The 14753-nt window shown below is 66.5% G+C and carries 9 protein-coding genes and 1 pseudogene; 6 read left to right on the top strand and 4 right to left on the bottom strand.

Going from position 1 to position 14753, the window contains the following annotated elements; translation table 11 throughout:
• The first annotated feature begins 41 nt into the window (after nt 1–41).
• From EAG14_RS08875 to EAG14_RS08860, 5 genes are all read left to right on the top strand, one after another.
• Entirely contained in the window at nt 42–1637 is a 1596-nt protein-coding gene (locus tag EAG14_RS08875; protein ID WP_121728623.1) for a DNA-3-methyladenine glycosylase 2 family protein, read from the top strand.
• A 50-nt stretch (nt 1638–1687) separates the two neighbouring features.
• On the top strand, nt 1688–2197 hold the full coding sequence (locus EAG14_RS08870; protein WP_099741349.1) for a methylated-DNA--[protein]-cysteine S-methyltransferase: 510 nt from the start codon (nt 1688–1690) through the stop codon (nt 2195–2197).
• A gap of 126 nt (nt 2198–2323) precedes the next feature.
• Nucleotides 2324–3208 (top strand): DMT family transporter, encoded by an 885-nt coding sequence (locus tag EAG14_RS08865; protein ID WP_099655715.1) that lies wholly within the window; start codon nt 2324–2326, stop codon nt 3206–3208.
• 133 nt (nt 3209–3341) lie between these two features.
• Nucleotides 3342–3494: a hypothetical protein gene (locus tag EAG14_RS23255; protein WP_240456973.1), complete on the top strand. Its 153-nt coding sequence runs from the start codon at nt 3342–3344 to the stop codon at nt 3492–3494.
• Complete coding sequence (locus EAG14_RS08860) at nt 3491–7186, top strand: EAL domain-containing protein (RefSeq protein WP_240456972.1); 3696 nt, start codon at nt 3491–3493, stop codon at nt 7184–7186. The genes EAG14_RS23255 and EAG14_RS08860 overlap by 4 nt, the downstream gene beginning before the upstream one ends.
• Before the next feature lie 31 nt (nt 7187–7217).
• On the opposite strand, the gene EAG14_RS08855 is transcribed toward EAG14_RS08860, so the two are convergent.
• Both EAG14_RS08855 and dmeF read right to left on the bottom strand, forming a co-directional pair.
• Nucleotides 7218–7619, bottom strand: coding sequence for a hypothetical protein (locus EAG14_RS08855; protein ID WP_162995945.1), 402 nt, complete (start codon nt 7617–7619; stop codon nt 7218–7220).
• 93 nt (nt 7620–7712) lie between these two features.
• Complete coding sequence (gene dmeF / locus EAG14_RS08850; RefSeq protein ID WP_121728621.1) at nt 7713–8681, bottom strand: CDF family Co(II)/Ni(II) efflux transporter DmeF; 969 nt, start codon at nt 8679–8681, stop codon at nt 7713–7715.
• A gap of 237 nt (nt 8682–8918) precedes the next feature.
• On the opposite strand from dmeF, the gene EAG14_RS08845 reads away from it, so the two are divergent.
• Complete coding sequence (locus EAG14_RS08845) at nt 8919–9194, top strand: metal/formaldehyde-sensitive transcriptional repressor (protein ID WP_099655719.1); 276 nt, start codon at nt 8919–8921, stop codon at nt 9192–9194.
• 98 nt (nt 9195–9292) lie between these two features.
• On the opposite strand, the pseudogene EAG14_RS08840 reads toward EAG14_RS08845, so the two are convergent.
• Together EAG14_RS08840 and EAG14_RS08835 are read right to left on the bottom strand one after the other, a co-directional pair.
• Nucleotides 9293–11280 (bottom strand): annotated as a pseudogene (locus EAG14_RS08840) (propionate--CoA ligase).
• Nucleotides 11281–11537: 257 nt separating this feature from the next.
• The gene (locus tag EAG14_RS08835) at nt 11538–14699 is read right to left on the bottom strand and encodes an EAL domain-containing protein (RefSeq protein ID WP_121728620.1); all 3162 of its coding nucleotides are present in this window, start codon (nt 14697–14699) and stop codon (nt 11538–11540) included.
• Between the last annotated feature and the right edge of the window lie 54 nt (nt 14700–14753).

Raw genomic sequence — 14753 nt, 5'->3', positions numbered from 1 at the left:
ACGGCCAGTCTTCCAAAGGCATCGGCCTATCATGCCAAGCCATGCCCTCCCAGCCCACGCCCCCCAGCACCGAGCCCCCAACACCACTGCCGCACCCGCCGCAAGACGCGGACGATGGGCGCTACATGGCGCTGCGCACCCGGGATGCGCGCTTTGACGGGCGGTTTTTCACGGGCGTGACCTCTACCGGCATCTACTGCCGCCCGGTGTGCTCGGTGCGCACGCCCAAGCGCGAGAACTGCCGCTTTTTTGACCTAGCGGCCCAGGCCGAGCGGGCAGGCTTTCGGCCCTGCCTGCGTTGCCGCCCCGAGGTGTCGCCCGCCTCGATGGTGTGGTCCACCCAGGACGCCAGCCACCTGCTGGTGCACCACGCGCTGCGCCTGCTGGACGCACCCGACGCCTTGCAAAGCGACCCCCACAGCGCCCAGGCCTTGGCCGAGCGCCTGGGCGTGAGCGACCGGCACCTGCGCCGCCTGTTTGAGGCGCAACTGGGCTTGTCGCCCCTGCAGTACCTGCAGACCCGGCGGCTGCTGACGGCCAAGCAGCTGCTGACCGACACCCCCTTGCCCGTGACCCAGGTGGCGCTGGCCAGTGGCTTTGGCAGCGTGCGCCGCTTCAACGCCGCGTTTGCCCAGCACTACGGCCTGAGCCCCACCGCCCTGCGGCGCAGCGGCGCGGTGGCGGGCGAAGGGGCTACGGGCACGCTGCGTCTGGCCTACCGCCCGCCGCTGGACGCCCCGGCACTGCTGGCGTTTTTTGCCAAGCGCCAGTTCCATGGCGTGGAGTGGGCGCAGCCCGAGGGTGCCGCACCCAGCCTGCGGCGCACCGTGCGCCTGCGGCCCAGCACAGGGGCACAGCCCATCACCGGCTGGGTACAGGCGCAGTTTGATACCGCCCGCCACCAGGTGCTGCTGCAAACCAGCGACAGCCTGTACCCCGTGCTGCCCGCCGTGCTGCGGCGCGTGCGCGCCCTGCTGGACCTGGATGCCGACCCCGCGCCCATCAACGCGGTGCTGCACGCCGACTTTCCGCAGGGCGACGGCCTGCGGGTGCCAGGCGCGTGGGATGGGCTGGAGCTGGCCGTGCGTGCCGTGCTGGGCCAGCAAATCACCGTGGCGGCGGCGCGCACGCTGGGGCAGCGGCTGGTCGAGCGCTTTGGCGAGCCCATCACCACCCCCTGGCCGCAGCTCAGCCGCCTGTTCCCCACCGCCGATGTGCTGGCCCGGGCCGAGGGTGAAGCACTGGGGCAGCTGGGCATCGTGCGCCAGCGGCAGGCGGCCATCGTGGCGCTGGCGCGGGCGGTGGATGCCGGGCAGATCACACTGGACAGCACCGCCGATGTGCCCGCCACCACCCGCGCCCTGTGCGCCCTGCCCGGCATTGGCGACTGGACGGCGCAGTACATCGCCATGCGCGTGCTGCGCTGGCCCGATGCGTTTGTGGCGGGCGATGTGGCGCTGCACAAAGCGCTGGGCGTGCAGGGCCAAAAGCAACCCGCCCGGGCGGCCACCGAGGCCTCTGCCGCCTGGCAGCCCTGGCGCAGCTACGCCGTGGTGCGCGCCTGGGCCAGCCTGGAGGCCAGTGCCGAGCCGGCAGCCCCCACACCGCCCGTCGCAAATTCACTATCAAATCCATAGCTGCTAGCGCTTATCTATCAAGCGCTAGAGGCCATTTTCAATAAAACACCATGCACTACCCCACCAACACCGTGTACACCCGCATCGCTACCGACCAGGGCCCCGTCTGGCTGGCCGCCACCGCGCAGGGGCTGGCCGGGCTGTGGTTTGACGGGCAAAAGCACTTTCCGCCAGCATTGCAGGACACACCCGCCTGGACGCCTGCACCGCAGCACCCCACCCTGCTGCAAGCTGCAGCCCAGTTGCAGCAATACCTGCAAGGCCAGCGCAAGGTGTTTGATCTGCCGCTGGATTTGTCGGTGGGCACGGCCTTTCAGCAAACCGTGTGGCGTGCCTTGCTGGCCCTGCCCTGCGGCCACACCACCAGCTATGGCGCGCTGAGCCAGTCCATCGCCCGCCCCAGTGCCGTGCGTGCCGTGGCTGCCGCCGTGGGCCGCAACCCCTTGAGCGTGGTGGTGCCCTGCCACCGCGTGCTGGGGGCGGATGGCAGCCTCACCGGCTACGCCGGAGGCCTGCCGCGCAAAGCCGCCTTGCTGGCGCTGGAAGAAATGCCTGCATAGCGCACACAGCCCACGCAGCACGCCGGTGCCCCGACAAACCCGCGCCAGCAGGGCCCAGCAGAAACCGTGACAATTTCCAGCCCCACCCCAGAAAGCCCCCGAGTGAACAGTCCCTCCCCCGCGCCCATGTCTTCCTGGCTGGGCGAATTCGTGCTGCTGGCCGCCCTGTGGGGTGCGTCCTTTCTCTTCATGCGCCTGGGGGCGGCCGAGTTTGGACCCATCGTCACCGCGGGCCTGCGGGTGGCGCTGGCCACGGTGCTGCTGTGGCCCATTCTGCTGCGCCAGGGGCAATGGCCTGCGCTGCGCCAGCACTGGCGGCCCATCTTGCTGGCCGGGGTGGTCAACTCGGCCATTCCTTTTGCGCTGTATGCCTGGGCCGTGATGCACATCGCGACCGGGCTGACGTCCATCTTGAACGCCACGGTGCCGCTGTTTGGGGCCCTAGTGGCCTGGCTGTGGCTGGGCGACCGCATCAACCGCCTGCGCTGGCTGGGCCTGGCCTTGGGCTTTGTGGGCGTGGCCCTGCTGGCCTGGCGCGCCCCAGCCGGGGTGGGCGTCAAGTCTGACCAGGCGGGCTGGGCGATTGCGGCCTGCCTGGCGGCATCGTGCTGCTATGGCATTGCGGCCAGCTATGCACGCCGCAAGCTCATGGGTGTGCCACCCATTGCCACCGCCACAGGCAGCCAGCTCGGTGCGGCCCTGGCCCTGGCGCTGCCCACCCTGTGGTTCTGGCCCGCCCAGATGCCGGGGCTGCGCGCCTGGGCGGCCATTGTGGCGATTGCCCTGCTGTGTACCGCCGTGGCGTACATCCTGTACTTTCGCCTGATCGAGCACGCAGGCCCCAGCCGCGCCCTGGCAGTGACCTTCATCACCCCGCTGTTTGCCGTGCTGTACGGCGGCCTGTTCCTGCACGAGGCCGTGACGCTGTGGATGCTGGGCTGCGCGGCCGTCATCGTCAGCGGCACGTTGCTGTCAACCGGGCTTGTCACAAGGCTGTGGCCCCGAAGCTAGGGGCTGAACCCGCCTAAACTCGGGGCATGGTGCCCGAACGCCCCTTAGCCCCCCGCCGCGCTGGCTTTTCAAGCCAGTGGCTCGGCGCCTCTGCTGGCCGGTACCGCCCCCCTCCTGCCTGCCCACCGGTCCCATGAGCGTCATCATGCTGCTGGCCGGTGGCCTGCTCGCCCTCATTGTGCTGACCCTGGTGTGGCTGGAGCCCGCCGAGGTGCTGCGCCCTTCCATGCGCAGCCAGGTGGTGGCGGGCTTGGTGGGGGGTTGGTGTCGGCGCTGCTGCTCATGACCCTGCGCTACAGCGCACTGAACCTGGGGGTGGTGGTGCACCCCACGGCCACCGCATTTCTGGGCTTGTACTTTGGACCGGTGGCGGCCCTTGTCTCGGCGGGTGTGGCGCTGGGGGCGCAGTGGTGGATTCCAAACGCCCCCTGGGCCAGCGTGGGCTGCGTGCTGGCGGGGGCCTGGGTGCTGGGCCTTTTGGCCCGCAGGTATGCCTGGCAAGGCAATGGCGATGCCCGCCTGTGGATCAGCATGCTGGCCGTGGCCGGGCTGCTGCCAGCGGTCACCTACGCGGGCCTGTGGATCAGCGGGGGGGTGCCCAGCCCCACCTCGGTGCTGGAAGCCCTGGCACTCATGCCCTGGCACCACGGTGCGGGGGTGCTGCTGCTGGGCACCGGCCGCCAATTGCTGGCGGCCCGCGCACAGGCCACGCAGGCGCTGCAGCAGGCCCACCAGGCGCTGGCGCAGCGCGAGGAACAACTGCGCCTGGCACTGGACTCCCTTAACGGAGGGCGCTGGGAGTGGGATGTGGCCACCCGCCAGTTCCGATGCGAAGGCCACTTTTACGCCGCTTTTGGCATCGAGGACACCCAGGTCCCTGACCTGTGGCAGCGCTGGTACGAACGGCGCCACCCAGCAGACGCCGAGCGTGCTGCGGACTACCTGGCGAGATCGCAAAACGGGCAGGAGGAAGCCTACGAAGCGGAGTTCCGTGTGAAGAACACGGCTGGCCAGTGGCGCTGGATCATGTCGCGCGGTACGGTGGCCGAACGCGATGCCCAGGGGCGCCCCGTTCGCCTGGCGGGCATGGATGTGGACATCACCGCCCACCACGAGGTGCAGGACGCACTGCGCGCCTCTGAGGCCAAGTCCAGCACCATCTACCTGACCCTGCCCGACCCCGCTGGCATTGCCAGCATGAACGACGGGCGCCTGCTGGAGGCCAACCCCGCCCTGTGCACCCTGCTGGGCCTGCCGCGCGAGCAGGTGCTGGGCCGCACTTCACAGCAGCTGAACCTGTGGGCCAGCCAGCACGAACACACGCGGCTGCTGCACGCCGTGCTGCGCAACGGGCAGGCGCACCAGTTGCCCATGCGTGCGCAGCGCCCCGATGGCTCCACCGTGTCGGGACTCACCTCAGCCCGGCCCGTGCACATCAACGGGCAAGAGGGCTTTGTGTTTGTCTTCCACGACATGACCGAGGCCGAGCGCACCAGCGAAGAGCTGAAAACCCGCAACGGCCTGCTGCAGCAGGCGGGCCGCCTGGCCCGGCTGGGCGCCTGGGAGCACGACCTGGCCAAGGGAGGGCTGCTGTACTGGTCAGACATGTGCTTTGAGATCCACGGTCTGCCCCCAGGCAGTCCCCTGCCGGACAACTACATCGATCGGTACGTGCCCCCCGAGTACCAGGCCGAGCTGCGCCAGAAGTTCCGCGACTGCATCGACCACCGGAAAGAGTGGAGCATGGACCTGGAGATCCTGCGTGCGGATGGCCGCAGGCTCTGGATACGGGCGCGCTGCGAGGCCGTGCTGGAGCATGGCCGGGTTGCCCGGCTGCGGGGCGTGACGCAAGACATCGACGAAGCCCGGCGCGCGCGCTTGCGGCTGAACCAGTCGGAGGAACGCTTTTCCCGGATCTTCCAGCTCATGCCCTTCCCGATGGGGCTGTCGCGCTGCAGCGATGGGCAGTACGTCGAAATCAACCCGGCCTGGGAGGAGATGATCGGCATCCCGCGCAGCGAAGCCCTGGGGCGCAACTCCATCGAGATGGGCATTTTTGACCCCACCGACCGCGCCAACCTGATCCGGGCCGCCGAGCCCACCGGCCAGCTCAACAGCTACGAAGTCACCATCCAGCCGCGCAACGGCCCGCCGCGCACAGTGCTGCAATCCATGCGCATGACGGACTTTGATGGCGAGCCGTGCTGGATGTTCTCGGTGCAGGACATCACCGACCGCAAACGCTCGGAAGAAAAGGTGCGCGAGCGCGAAGAGCTGCTCTCGCTCACCATCTCGGCCGCATCGCTGGGCCTGTGGGACTGGGATTTGCAGGCAGGCACCGTGACGGGCGACAGCCGCTGGCGCGCCCTGCGCAGCGCCCATGGGCAAGAGGCCGGAGCCGAGCCCACCGATTGGACCCACCTGGTGGCCCCGGACGACGTGGAGCGCATCGCCGCAGAAATATCACGCCACGCCAAGCACCACGCCACGCCGTTTGATGCCACCTGGCGCCTGCACGGCACGGGCAGCGACCAGCCCCGCTGGGTGCGCAACCTGGGCAAGATCGTGAGCTTTGACGCCCGGGGCACGCCACAGCGCATGCTGGGCGTGGCCATTGACGTGACGCCGCAGCGCGAGCAAGAGGTGTTGCTGCAAAAACTGGCCCACTTTGATGCCCTGACGGGTCTGCCCAACCGCGTGCTGCTGGCGCGCAAACTACAAGAGGCCATGGCCAGCGCCCGCGCGCAGGGCAGCTTGCTGGGCGTGGCCTACCTGGACCTGGACGGCTTCAAGCCCGTGAACGACCGCTTTGGGCACGGGGCCGGAGACCGCCTGCTGGTGGCCGTGGCGGGACGGCTGACACGCGCACTGCGACCCGAAGACTGCGTGGCCCGCCTGGGCGGCGACGAATTCGTCATCCTGCTGCCCCACCTGGCATCGGGCTGCGACTGCGAAGCCCGGCTGACCCGCGTCATGGACAGCGTGGCCGCCCCCTACCCACTGGACGCCGAGCGCGTGGTCGTCACCGCCAGCATCGGCTACACGCTATTCCCTTCAGACGATGCCGATGCCGACACCTTGCTGCGCCACGCAGACCAGGCCATGTACGCCGCCAAGCAGGCCGGGCGCAACCGTTTCCACCTGTTTGACGCAGCGCAGGACCGTGCCGTGCAGCTGCTGCGCGAGCAGGCCAAGCACCTGCGCAACGCGCTGAACGAGGCCCAGTTCACGCTGTACCTGCAGCCCAAGGTGGACATGCGATCGGGCAGCGTGGTGGGTGCAGAGGCCCTGGTGCGCTGGCTGCACCCCGAGCGCGGCGTGCTGACCCCTGGCGAATTCCTGCCGATGATTGAGGGCACGGAACTCGACATCGTGTTCGGCCAATGGGTGATCGAGGCAGCCCTGCTCCAGCTGGAGTGGCTGCAAGCCCACAACATGCCCATGCCACTGAGCATCAACGTCAGTGCGCAGCATTTGCAGCAAGACGGCTTTGCCCACTGGCTGGAGCAATGCCTGGCCCGCCACCCCACAGTGCCAGGTCATTTGGTCGAGATTGAAATCACCGAGAGCGCCGCGCTGTATGACCTGCAGGCCGTCACCCACACGCTGCAATCGTTGCGCGCACTGGGGGTGAGCATCTCGCTGGACGACTTTGGCACCGGCTACTCGTCGCTGACCTACCTGCGCCGCCTGCCCATGGACACCCTCAAGATCGACCAGAGCTTTGTGCACGGCATGATGAGCGATCCGGGCGACCTGGCCATCGTGCAGGGCGTGATCGGGCTGGCGCGCTCGTTTGGCTACCGCGTCATCGCCGAGGGTGTGGAAAGCGTCGAACAGGGGCAGATGCTGCTGCAGCTGGGCTGCCCACAAGCCCAGGGCTACTGCATCGCCCGCCCCATGCCCCAGGACGCTTTCGCGCAGTGGATGGACACCTGGCAAGCGCCCACGCAGTGGACCCGGCTGCGCCTCCTGTAAAACAGGGGCATCCCTCCCGCCCCACCAGCGATCAATCCCCCGCCACAAAAGACACCATGCGCCAGCCCTGGGCGGTGGGCTCAAAGCGGGCACGGGCGGCGCGGCCCGCTTGTCGGGGGCACTCCACACTGCCGTCGGGCAACGCTGCGCAGGGCGCGCCCGTTACGCGGCGTAAAGACTTCAAGGCCTTGGGATCTGCCTTCCAGGCAGCAATCGCCTGCTGTGCATCCGCATCGCCACCAAAGCTCCATACAAACTCTGGCGCCATCAGCCGTTGCAACGCCGCGTGGCGTTGCTGCCCCGCCGCCGCGTGCACGGCCTGGACCACCGCCGTGGCCCCAGGCGGCAAGGGCTTGGCTGCCCACACAGGCAGCGATGTACCGATGAGAACGCCCACGACCACCATGGCGCCAGCAACAAGAAAGACACGCATGAACAGAGATTTCAATAAAAACAGACTCTAGCGCTTAACTAGCAGGCGCTAGCAGCTATCATTTTTGAAGTACTTTATAGCTATGGACTTACGTCACTGCGCCAACGCGCCGCTGGCCGGAAGATGGTTCACTTCCACCGTGATGTGCACCAGTTCCTCGTGGATGCGCAGCTGCTGTTTGAAATAGTCAGGCGTCACATCCGCCGCCGTGGCCAGGGCCACCACGCAGGCATATTTGTCGGTGCCCACTCGCCAAACATGCAGGTCGCACAGCGTGGCAGGCACCGGGCTTTGTTCGATGACCTCGCGGATCTCAGCCACCACAGGGGCGTCCATCTCTGCATCGAGCAAGGCCGTGGCAGAGTCGCGCAGCAGACCCAAGGCCCACAACGCCACCAGGCCTGAGCCCACGATGCCCATCGCTGGGTCCAACCAGGCGGCGCCCCAGAGCTTGCCCCCAAACAGGGCCACGATGGCCAGCACCGAGGTGGCGGCATCGGCCACCACATGCACGTAGGCGGCCCGCAGGTTCAGGTCCTGGTGGTGCACCGGGTGGTCATGACCATGATGGTGTCCGTGTCCATGGTCATGACCGTGGTGATGGTGCCCGCCGCGCAGCAGCCAGGCGCACACCAGATTGACCAGGAGCCCCACCACCCCGATCACGATGGCCTCGTCGTAATGGATCGGGCTGGGGGTGAACAGCCGGTCCACCGACTGGTACAGCATCAACGCAGCCACCAGGGTCAGCAACACAGCGCTGGTAAAGCCGCCCAGGACTTCGATCTTCCAGGTGCCAAAGGCAAACTGCTGGCTGCCCGCCAGCCGCCGGGCCCAGACATAGGCCAGCACCGACAGGCCCAGCGCCAGGGCGTGCGAGCTCATGTGCCACCCGTCAGAGACCAGGGCCATGGAGTTATAGACCCAGCCCCCCACGATCTCGACCACCATCATGCTGGCCGTCAGCACCACCGCCCAGGTGGTGTTGCGCTCTGCCAAAGGATTGCCTTCGTTGAAATGGTGCGGGTGCTGCCACCCGTGGGCTGCGATGGAGGTTTGCATGAACGCAGGGCTCAAAAGTTGATCGCTAAATATACCCCCCACCAGTATTTTCATAAACAGCCTGGCCCTGCTTTTGCCAAGGTTTTCAATGGGAATCAGACCTGCCGCAAGAATCAAGCGGAAACAGGTGGGGAAGCGCCGGTACTTCGCGCCGCACAAGCAGCCACGCCCCCCATGGACCGCACAGGCAAAGGCACAACCGTGGCAAGGCGTCAACAGGCCCTAAGATCACCGCCCATGAGCCACACCATCACCGGAAAAAAGCGTTTGCTGTCGCGCGTGCGCCGCATCAAGGGGCAAACCGAGGCCTTGGAGCGTGCGCTGTCGGATGAGGGAGAGTGCCAGGCCATCTTGCAGCAGATCGCGGCCATTCGCGGCGCTGTGAATGGTTTGATGGCGGAGGTGCTGGAGGGGCATATCCGAGAGCACCTGGGCCAGCCCGACATCGAACCCACTCAGCGCGAAAAAGACATGGCGGCCCTGGCAACCACGCTGCGCTCGTACCTGAAATAAGCGTTCACCGGCACAGCCCAGCGCGGTCCATCCAGCGGCCCGCGCCAGGGCGACCTGCGCCACCCCAACGCCTGCCCAGGCCCCCGGAGTGGCTGAATTCAACCGACCAGATCACGCACCTGCTGCAGCGCAGCGGGGTCGTCCATGGTGGTCAAGTCGCCAGGATCGCGGCGCTCGGCCACGGCCTGCAGGGCGCGGCGCAGCAGCTTGCCACTGCGTGTCTTGGGCAACACATTCACAAAGTACACGCGCGAAGGCCGGGCCACGGCGCCCAGTTGGTGGTCCACCTGCTTCATGACTTCGCCTTCCAGCTTGAGGCGGCCCGCATCCGAGTCGAGCCCCGACGCATCGCGCGCCACGGCAAACGCCATGGCCACCTGGCCCTTGAGCTGGTCGGCCACGCCCACCACGGCCACCTCGGCGATGTTGGGGTGCGAGGCGATGCTCTCCTCGATCTCACGGGTGCCCAGGCGGTGGCCCGCCACGTTGATCACGTCGTCCGTGCGGCCCAGGATGAAGTGGTAGCCATCGGCATCGCGAATGCCCCAGTCAAAGGTGCTGTAGATGAGGCGGCCAGGAATGCTCTTCCAGTAGGTGTTCACAAACCGGGCGTCGTCGCGCCACACGGTTTGCATGCAGCCCGGGGGCAGCGGGCCTTCGATGGCGACCACGCCTTTTTGGTTGGCCCCTGTCAGCTCTTCGCCGGTGGACTCGTCGATGATCTTCACGGCGTAGCCATACGTGGCTTTGCCAGGGCTGCCAAAGCGGGTGGTTTGCTGCTCTACCCCATTGGCCAGGGTCAAGATAGGCCAGCCGGTTTCAGTCTGCCAGTAGTTATCGATGATGGGCACGGCCAGCGCGTCGCTGATCCATTGCGCCGTGGGCTCGTCCAGCGGCTCGCCCGCCAGCCACAAGGCCTTGAGGCTGGAGACGTCATATTTTTTGAGCCAGCTGGGGTCTTGCTTCTTGAGCACGCGCACGGCCGTGGGGGCCGAGAACATGTGCGTGACCTTGTACTTTTCCACGATGCTCCACCACACGCCCGCATCGGGCCGGGTGGGCAGGCCTTCGTACATGATGGTGGTCATGCCCGCAATCAGCGGGCCATAGATGATGTAGCTGTGTCCCACCACCCAGCCGATGTCGCTGGTGGCGAAAAAGACCCCCACGCTCCGCCGCTCACGCGGGTCGCTGCCCCCGAGGGGGCCGCGTTTTCACCTTGGGGCGGCCCGGCGGTGAAAACCTGCTCCTTGGCATCAAAGATGTGCTTCATGCTGGCCGCCAGGGCCACGGTGTAGCCGCCGGTGTCGCGCTGCACGCCCTTGGGCTTGCCGGTGGTGCCGCTGGTGTACAGGGTGTAGCTGGGGTGGGTGGATTCGACCCATTCACACGGCACCACGGCATGCAGGTGCTGCTCGCGCAGCGATGCCCAGTCGTGGTCGCGCCCCGCTTGCAAAGCCATGGGGACCAGGCCCCGGTTGACCATGAGCACGGCCGCAGGTTTGTGGGCCGACAGGCTGATGGCTTCGTCCAGCAAGGGCTTGTAAGGCACCACCTTGCCGCCACGCGATCCTGCATCGGCACTGACCACGGCCACGGGCTCGGCGTCTTCGATGCGCGAGGCCAACGAGCCCGCCGCAAAGCCGCCAAACACCACCGAGTGCAAAGCACCGATGCGCACGCAGGCCAGCATGGCAAAGGCGGCTTCGGCAATCATGGGCATGTAGATGAGAACGCGGTCGCCCTTCTTGACCCCCAGGCCTTGCAGCGTGGCGGCCATGCGCTGCACTTCGGCATGCAGCTCGGCAAAGCTGTAGCTGCGCTCGGTATCGGTCTCGGTGGAAATCGCCACCAGCGCGGGCTGGTCGGCACGGGCTTGCAGGTGGCGGTCTACCGCGTTGTGGCACAGGTTGGTGGTGCCGCCCACAAACCATTTGGCAAAGGGAGGGTTGCTGTAGTCGCACACCTGCTGGGGCGGCGTGTGCCAGTCGATGAGCGCCGCCTGCTCGCCCCAAAAGGCATCGCGGTGGTCGATGGAATGGCGGTAGAAGTCAGCGTAGCTGGCCGTGGGGGTCGTGGCGCTCATGGGTTATGTCTCCTTGCATCTCGATCTGGACCTGGGCCATTGCAGCAGGCACGGCCACCGATGATGGCAGCCCAACACGCTACTCCGCCGCAGGCACCTGCGGCAGGAGGAGGTGTTCGCCGGCGCACGCGAGGGGCAGCGCGCTTGGCCTAGGTTTTGAATTCATAATTATTCATAACGTGCTTGCGGCAAGCTGACGGAAGCGCACACGGGTTCTCACAACATTCCGGGGCTTTGTCGCCACCGCCCAGCAGGCCTTAAGCAGGCCCCTGCTGGCCGTTGTACTCGGCCACCAGCCGCTCAAAATCGGCCACAGGAATGGGCTTGCTCAGCAGATACCCTTGCCAGCTGTGGCAGTGGTTGCGTGCCAAAAACGCCCGCTGCTCCTCGGTCTCCACCCCTTCAGCAATCACGCTCAGCCCCAGGCTGGTGGCCAGGGCCACCACGGTGCGGGCAATGGCCGCATCGTTGGGGTCGGTGAGCACATCGCGCACAAAGCTCTGGTCGATTTTGAGCTGGTTCAGCGGCAGGCGCTTGAGGTAGGCCAGCGATGAATACCCAGTGCCGAAATCGTCGAGCGAAAAGCCCACGCCATAGCTCTTGAGCTTGGCCATCTTGGCGATGGTGTCTTCCACATCGGCCAACAGCAGACCTTCTGTCATTTCAAGTTTGAGGCGCGCGCCCTCGGCCCCCGAGCGGGCCAAAGCCGCCAGCACCTGCGGCACAAAGCTGCTTTGGTGAAACTGCCGCGGGCTCACGTTGACGGCCAGGCTGAGCCCCGCAAGCAAAGGCTGCTGCGCCCACTGCGCCAGGCGCTCGCAGGCGGCGTTGAGCACCCACTCGCCCAGCGGCAGGATGAGGCCGGACTCTTCCGCCAGTGGAATAAATTGCGCAGGCGAGACAAAACCATCGCGCGGATGGCGCCAGCGCAGCAGTGCCTCGGCCCCGGTGATGCGGCCGTTGTCCACCTGGGGCTGGTAGTACAGCTCGAACTGCTCCTGGGCCAGGCCTGCGCGCATATCGGCCTCCAGCGCCGCACGGGCACTGACGGCGGCCTGCATTTGCGGGTCGTAAAAGCGCAAAGTGTCCCGCCCCGCAGACTTGGCCTGGTACATGGCCAGGTCGGCACGCTTGAGCAGTTCATCCACCGTCTCACGCATACCGCTGAAGACGGTGATCCCCATGCTCAGGGAACTGTGGTGGGCCTCACCGTCCAGCGTGTAGGGCTCGCGCAGGGCCTGGAGGATTTTTTGCGCAGCGTCTTCCGCGCGTGCAGCAGCGTCTTCCGGGGTGTCACCCAGGTCTTCGAGCACCACCACAAACTCATCCCCCCCTTGGCGGGCCACCGTGTCGTCTTCATGCACGCAGGCGCGCAGGCGGTGCGACACCTGCAGCAGCAGCGTGTCGCCACGGTCGTGTCCCTGGGTTTCGTTCAGGGTTTTGAAGTTGTCCAGGTCCAGCAGCAGCAGGGCCCCGCTGCGCTGGTGGCGGGCGCTCGTGGCCAGGGCCTGCTGCAAGCGGTCCAGCAACAGGCGCCGGTTGGGCAGCCGGGTCAAGGGGTCGTAGAAGGCCAGGTAGCGGATCTCTTCCTCCGCGGCCTTGCGCTGGCTCAGGTCCACCATGGTGATGAGGTGGTCCTTGCCCACCAGCACCCCGGCAATTTCAACGCTGCGCTGCTGGCCGTCGTGACAATGGATCACATACTCGGCGGGCTCAATGCTGCCATCGAAGGCATGGGCATGCTCCAGCGCCCGGCCCCAGGCGGCACGGTGCCGTGCGCGGGTTTCGGCGTCGGGGTACACCTGCTGCCACCACTGCTCAGCGGTGGGGATGTCCTGCTCGGTGTAACCGCAAATTTGCACAAAGCGTTCGTTGCGAAAGCTCATGCGCCCATCGTGCTGCACCAGGCACACCCCCACGGGCAAACGCTGCAAAATGCCGCGCAGGCGCTGCTCGTTGCCGCGCAGTGTCTCTTCCATTTGCTTGCGCGAGGTGATGTCTTGCACCATGGCAATGTGAAAGTCTGGCGTGGCACCCAGGGTCCACATAGGGGTCACGGTCAGGTCCACCCAGACTTCCGCGCCATTTTTGTGAAAGTAGCGTTTTTCGATGCGGAACTCAGGAATATCGCCCGCTTTGAGGCGGTCCATCTGGGCAAACCCCGCAGGCTGATCGGCCGGATGGCTGATCTCGCGCAGGCTGCGGCCCTGCAGCTCTGCGGCGGTGTAGCCAATGATGTCGCAGTAGCGCTGGTTGATGCGAACGATCAGCCCGTTTTGCGAGTTGATCTGCGCGACGCCGACAGCGGCCTGGTTGAACAGGGCGCGAAAGCGTTCCTCGCTCTCGCGCCGGGCTTCATCCGATGCCTGTGCCTGCACCAACGCGCTGGTGCGCTGGCGCACCAGCAGCGTCACCAGCACCCCCAGCAAGCCCGACACAAGGGCCCCTGCCCCACCGGCAATCCAGGGCAAGCGCTGCTCCGTGGGCGACAACAGCGAGCGTGTGGGCTGGAAGGTCAGGCGCCAGCGCCGGTCATGCACCTGCAAGCCTTTGACCAGCGTGGGCGCACCAGGCAGGGCCTGGCCTGTGGGCTCCAGCAAAGGGCGTGCAGTCTTGTCTGCGACCTGTTCGCGCACCGAGCCCGCATCCTCCATCGCCACAGCCACACCTTGCAGGTAGCCCTGGGCTTCCAGCGCTCGCACCATGTCATACACCCGGATGGTGGCGGCCACAGCGCCCAGAAAAGGCGGTGGCCCACTGCTGTGCCCCCCGCTCCTGTCAAACACCGGAATGCGGATGACAAATGCCGGCCGGTGGGTTTGCTCCTGCAGCAAATCAAACGGCGCAGAGGCCACGGGCCTGCCGCTGTCGCGGCTGTAATGCATGGACGCCAAGTTGGTCGGCTGTGCACTGATGTCCATCCCCAGCATGTGAGCATTGCCCTCAAGCGGCCATATGTAGTGCACCACAAAATACTCGTCCCGATCACCAGGCGGGTGCACCGTGAAAACAGGCGCACCTGGCGCATCGCGCGACAGCTCGGCGCGAATGCTGGCCTCGTAGCCGGCTCGCTCACTGTGGGACACGCTCTTGGTAAATGCCAAGTTGCGCACCCCGGGATAGCGCTGCACAGCATCCAACTCCGACACAACCCGCTCGAATTCGGCGCGCCCCAGCTGCGGGTTCAGCGCAAACAGGTTGTGCAGGCCGTACACAATTTCAGTATTGGCGGCTACGCGCTGGCTCAGGGCATCGGTGAAGGCGCGGGCCTCCTGCGTGAACCGTGTCTGCTCCACCATGGCCACCGACTGCCATTGCTGCTGCACCAGCCAGTAGGTCGTGACCAACCCCACCAATGCCACAGCACAGCCTGACAGCCAGTGGCGATAGCGACCGAGAGAGAGGAAGGACAGTGTCATAAAAAGGGGTTAAAAGCCAGACACCACCAAGCCTGCCTGGCTCGAACCTCCTGC

The organism is Acidovorax sp. 1608163, assembly GCF_003669015.1.
GTDB lineage: Bacteria > Pseudomonadota > Gammaproteobacteria > Burkholderiales > Burkholderiaceae_C > Acidovorax.
This window is presented reverse-complemented; position numbering and strand designations above follow the sequence as displayed.

Coding starts and splice junctions, on each gene's coding strand:
- EAG14_RS08865 (WP_099655715.1), top strand. CDS start 2,324: ATGTCTTCCTGGCTGGGCGAATTCGTGCTGCTGGCCGCCCTGTGGGGT.
- EAG14_RS08870 (WP_099741349.1), top strand. CDS start 1,688: ATGCACTACCCCACCAACACCGTGTACACCCGCATCGCTACCGACCAG.
- EAG14_RS08855 (WP_162995945.1), bottom strand. CDS start 7,619: ATGCGTGTCTTTCTTGTTGCTGGCGCCATGGTGGTCGTGGGCGTTCTC.
- EAG14_RS08845 (WP_099655719.1), top strand. CDS start 8,919: ATGAGCCACACCATCACCGGAAAAAAGCGTTTGCTGTCGCGCGTGCGC.
- EAG14_RS08860 (WP_240456972.1), top strand. CDS start 3,491: ATGACCCTGCGCTACAGCGCACTGAACCTGGGGGTGGTGGTGCACCCC.
- EAG14_RS08835 (WP_121728620.1), bottom strand. CDS start 14,699: ATGACACTGTCCTTCCTCTCTCTCGGTCGCTATCGCCACTGGCTGTCA.
- EAG14_RS23255 (WP_240456973.1), top strand. CDS start 3,342: ATGAGCGTCATCATGCTGCTGGCCGGTGGCCTGCTCGCCCTCATTGTG.
- dmeF (WP_121728621.1), bottom strand. CDS start 8,681: ATGCAAACCTCCATCGCAGCCCACGGGTGGCAGCACCCGCACCATTTC.
- EAG14_RS08875 (WP_121728623.1), top strand. CDS start 42: ATGCCCTCCCAGCCCACGCCCCCCAGCACCGAGCCCCCAACACCACTG.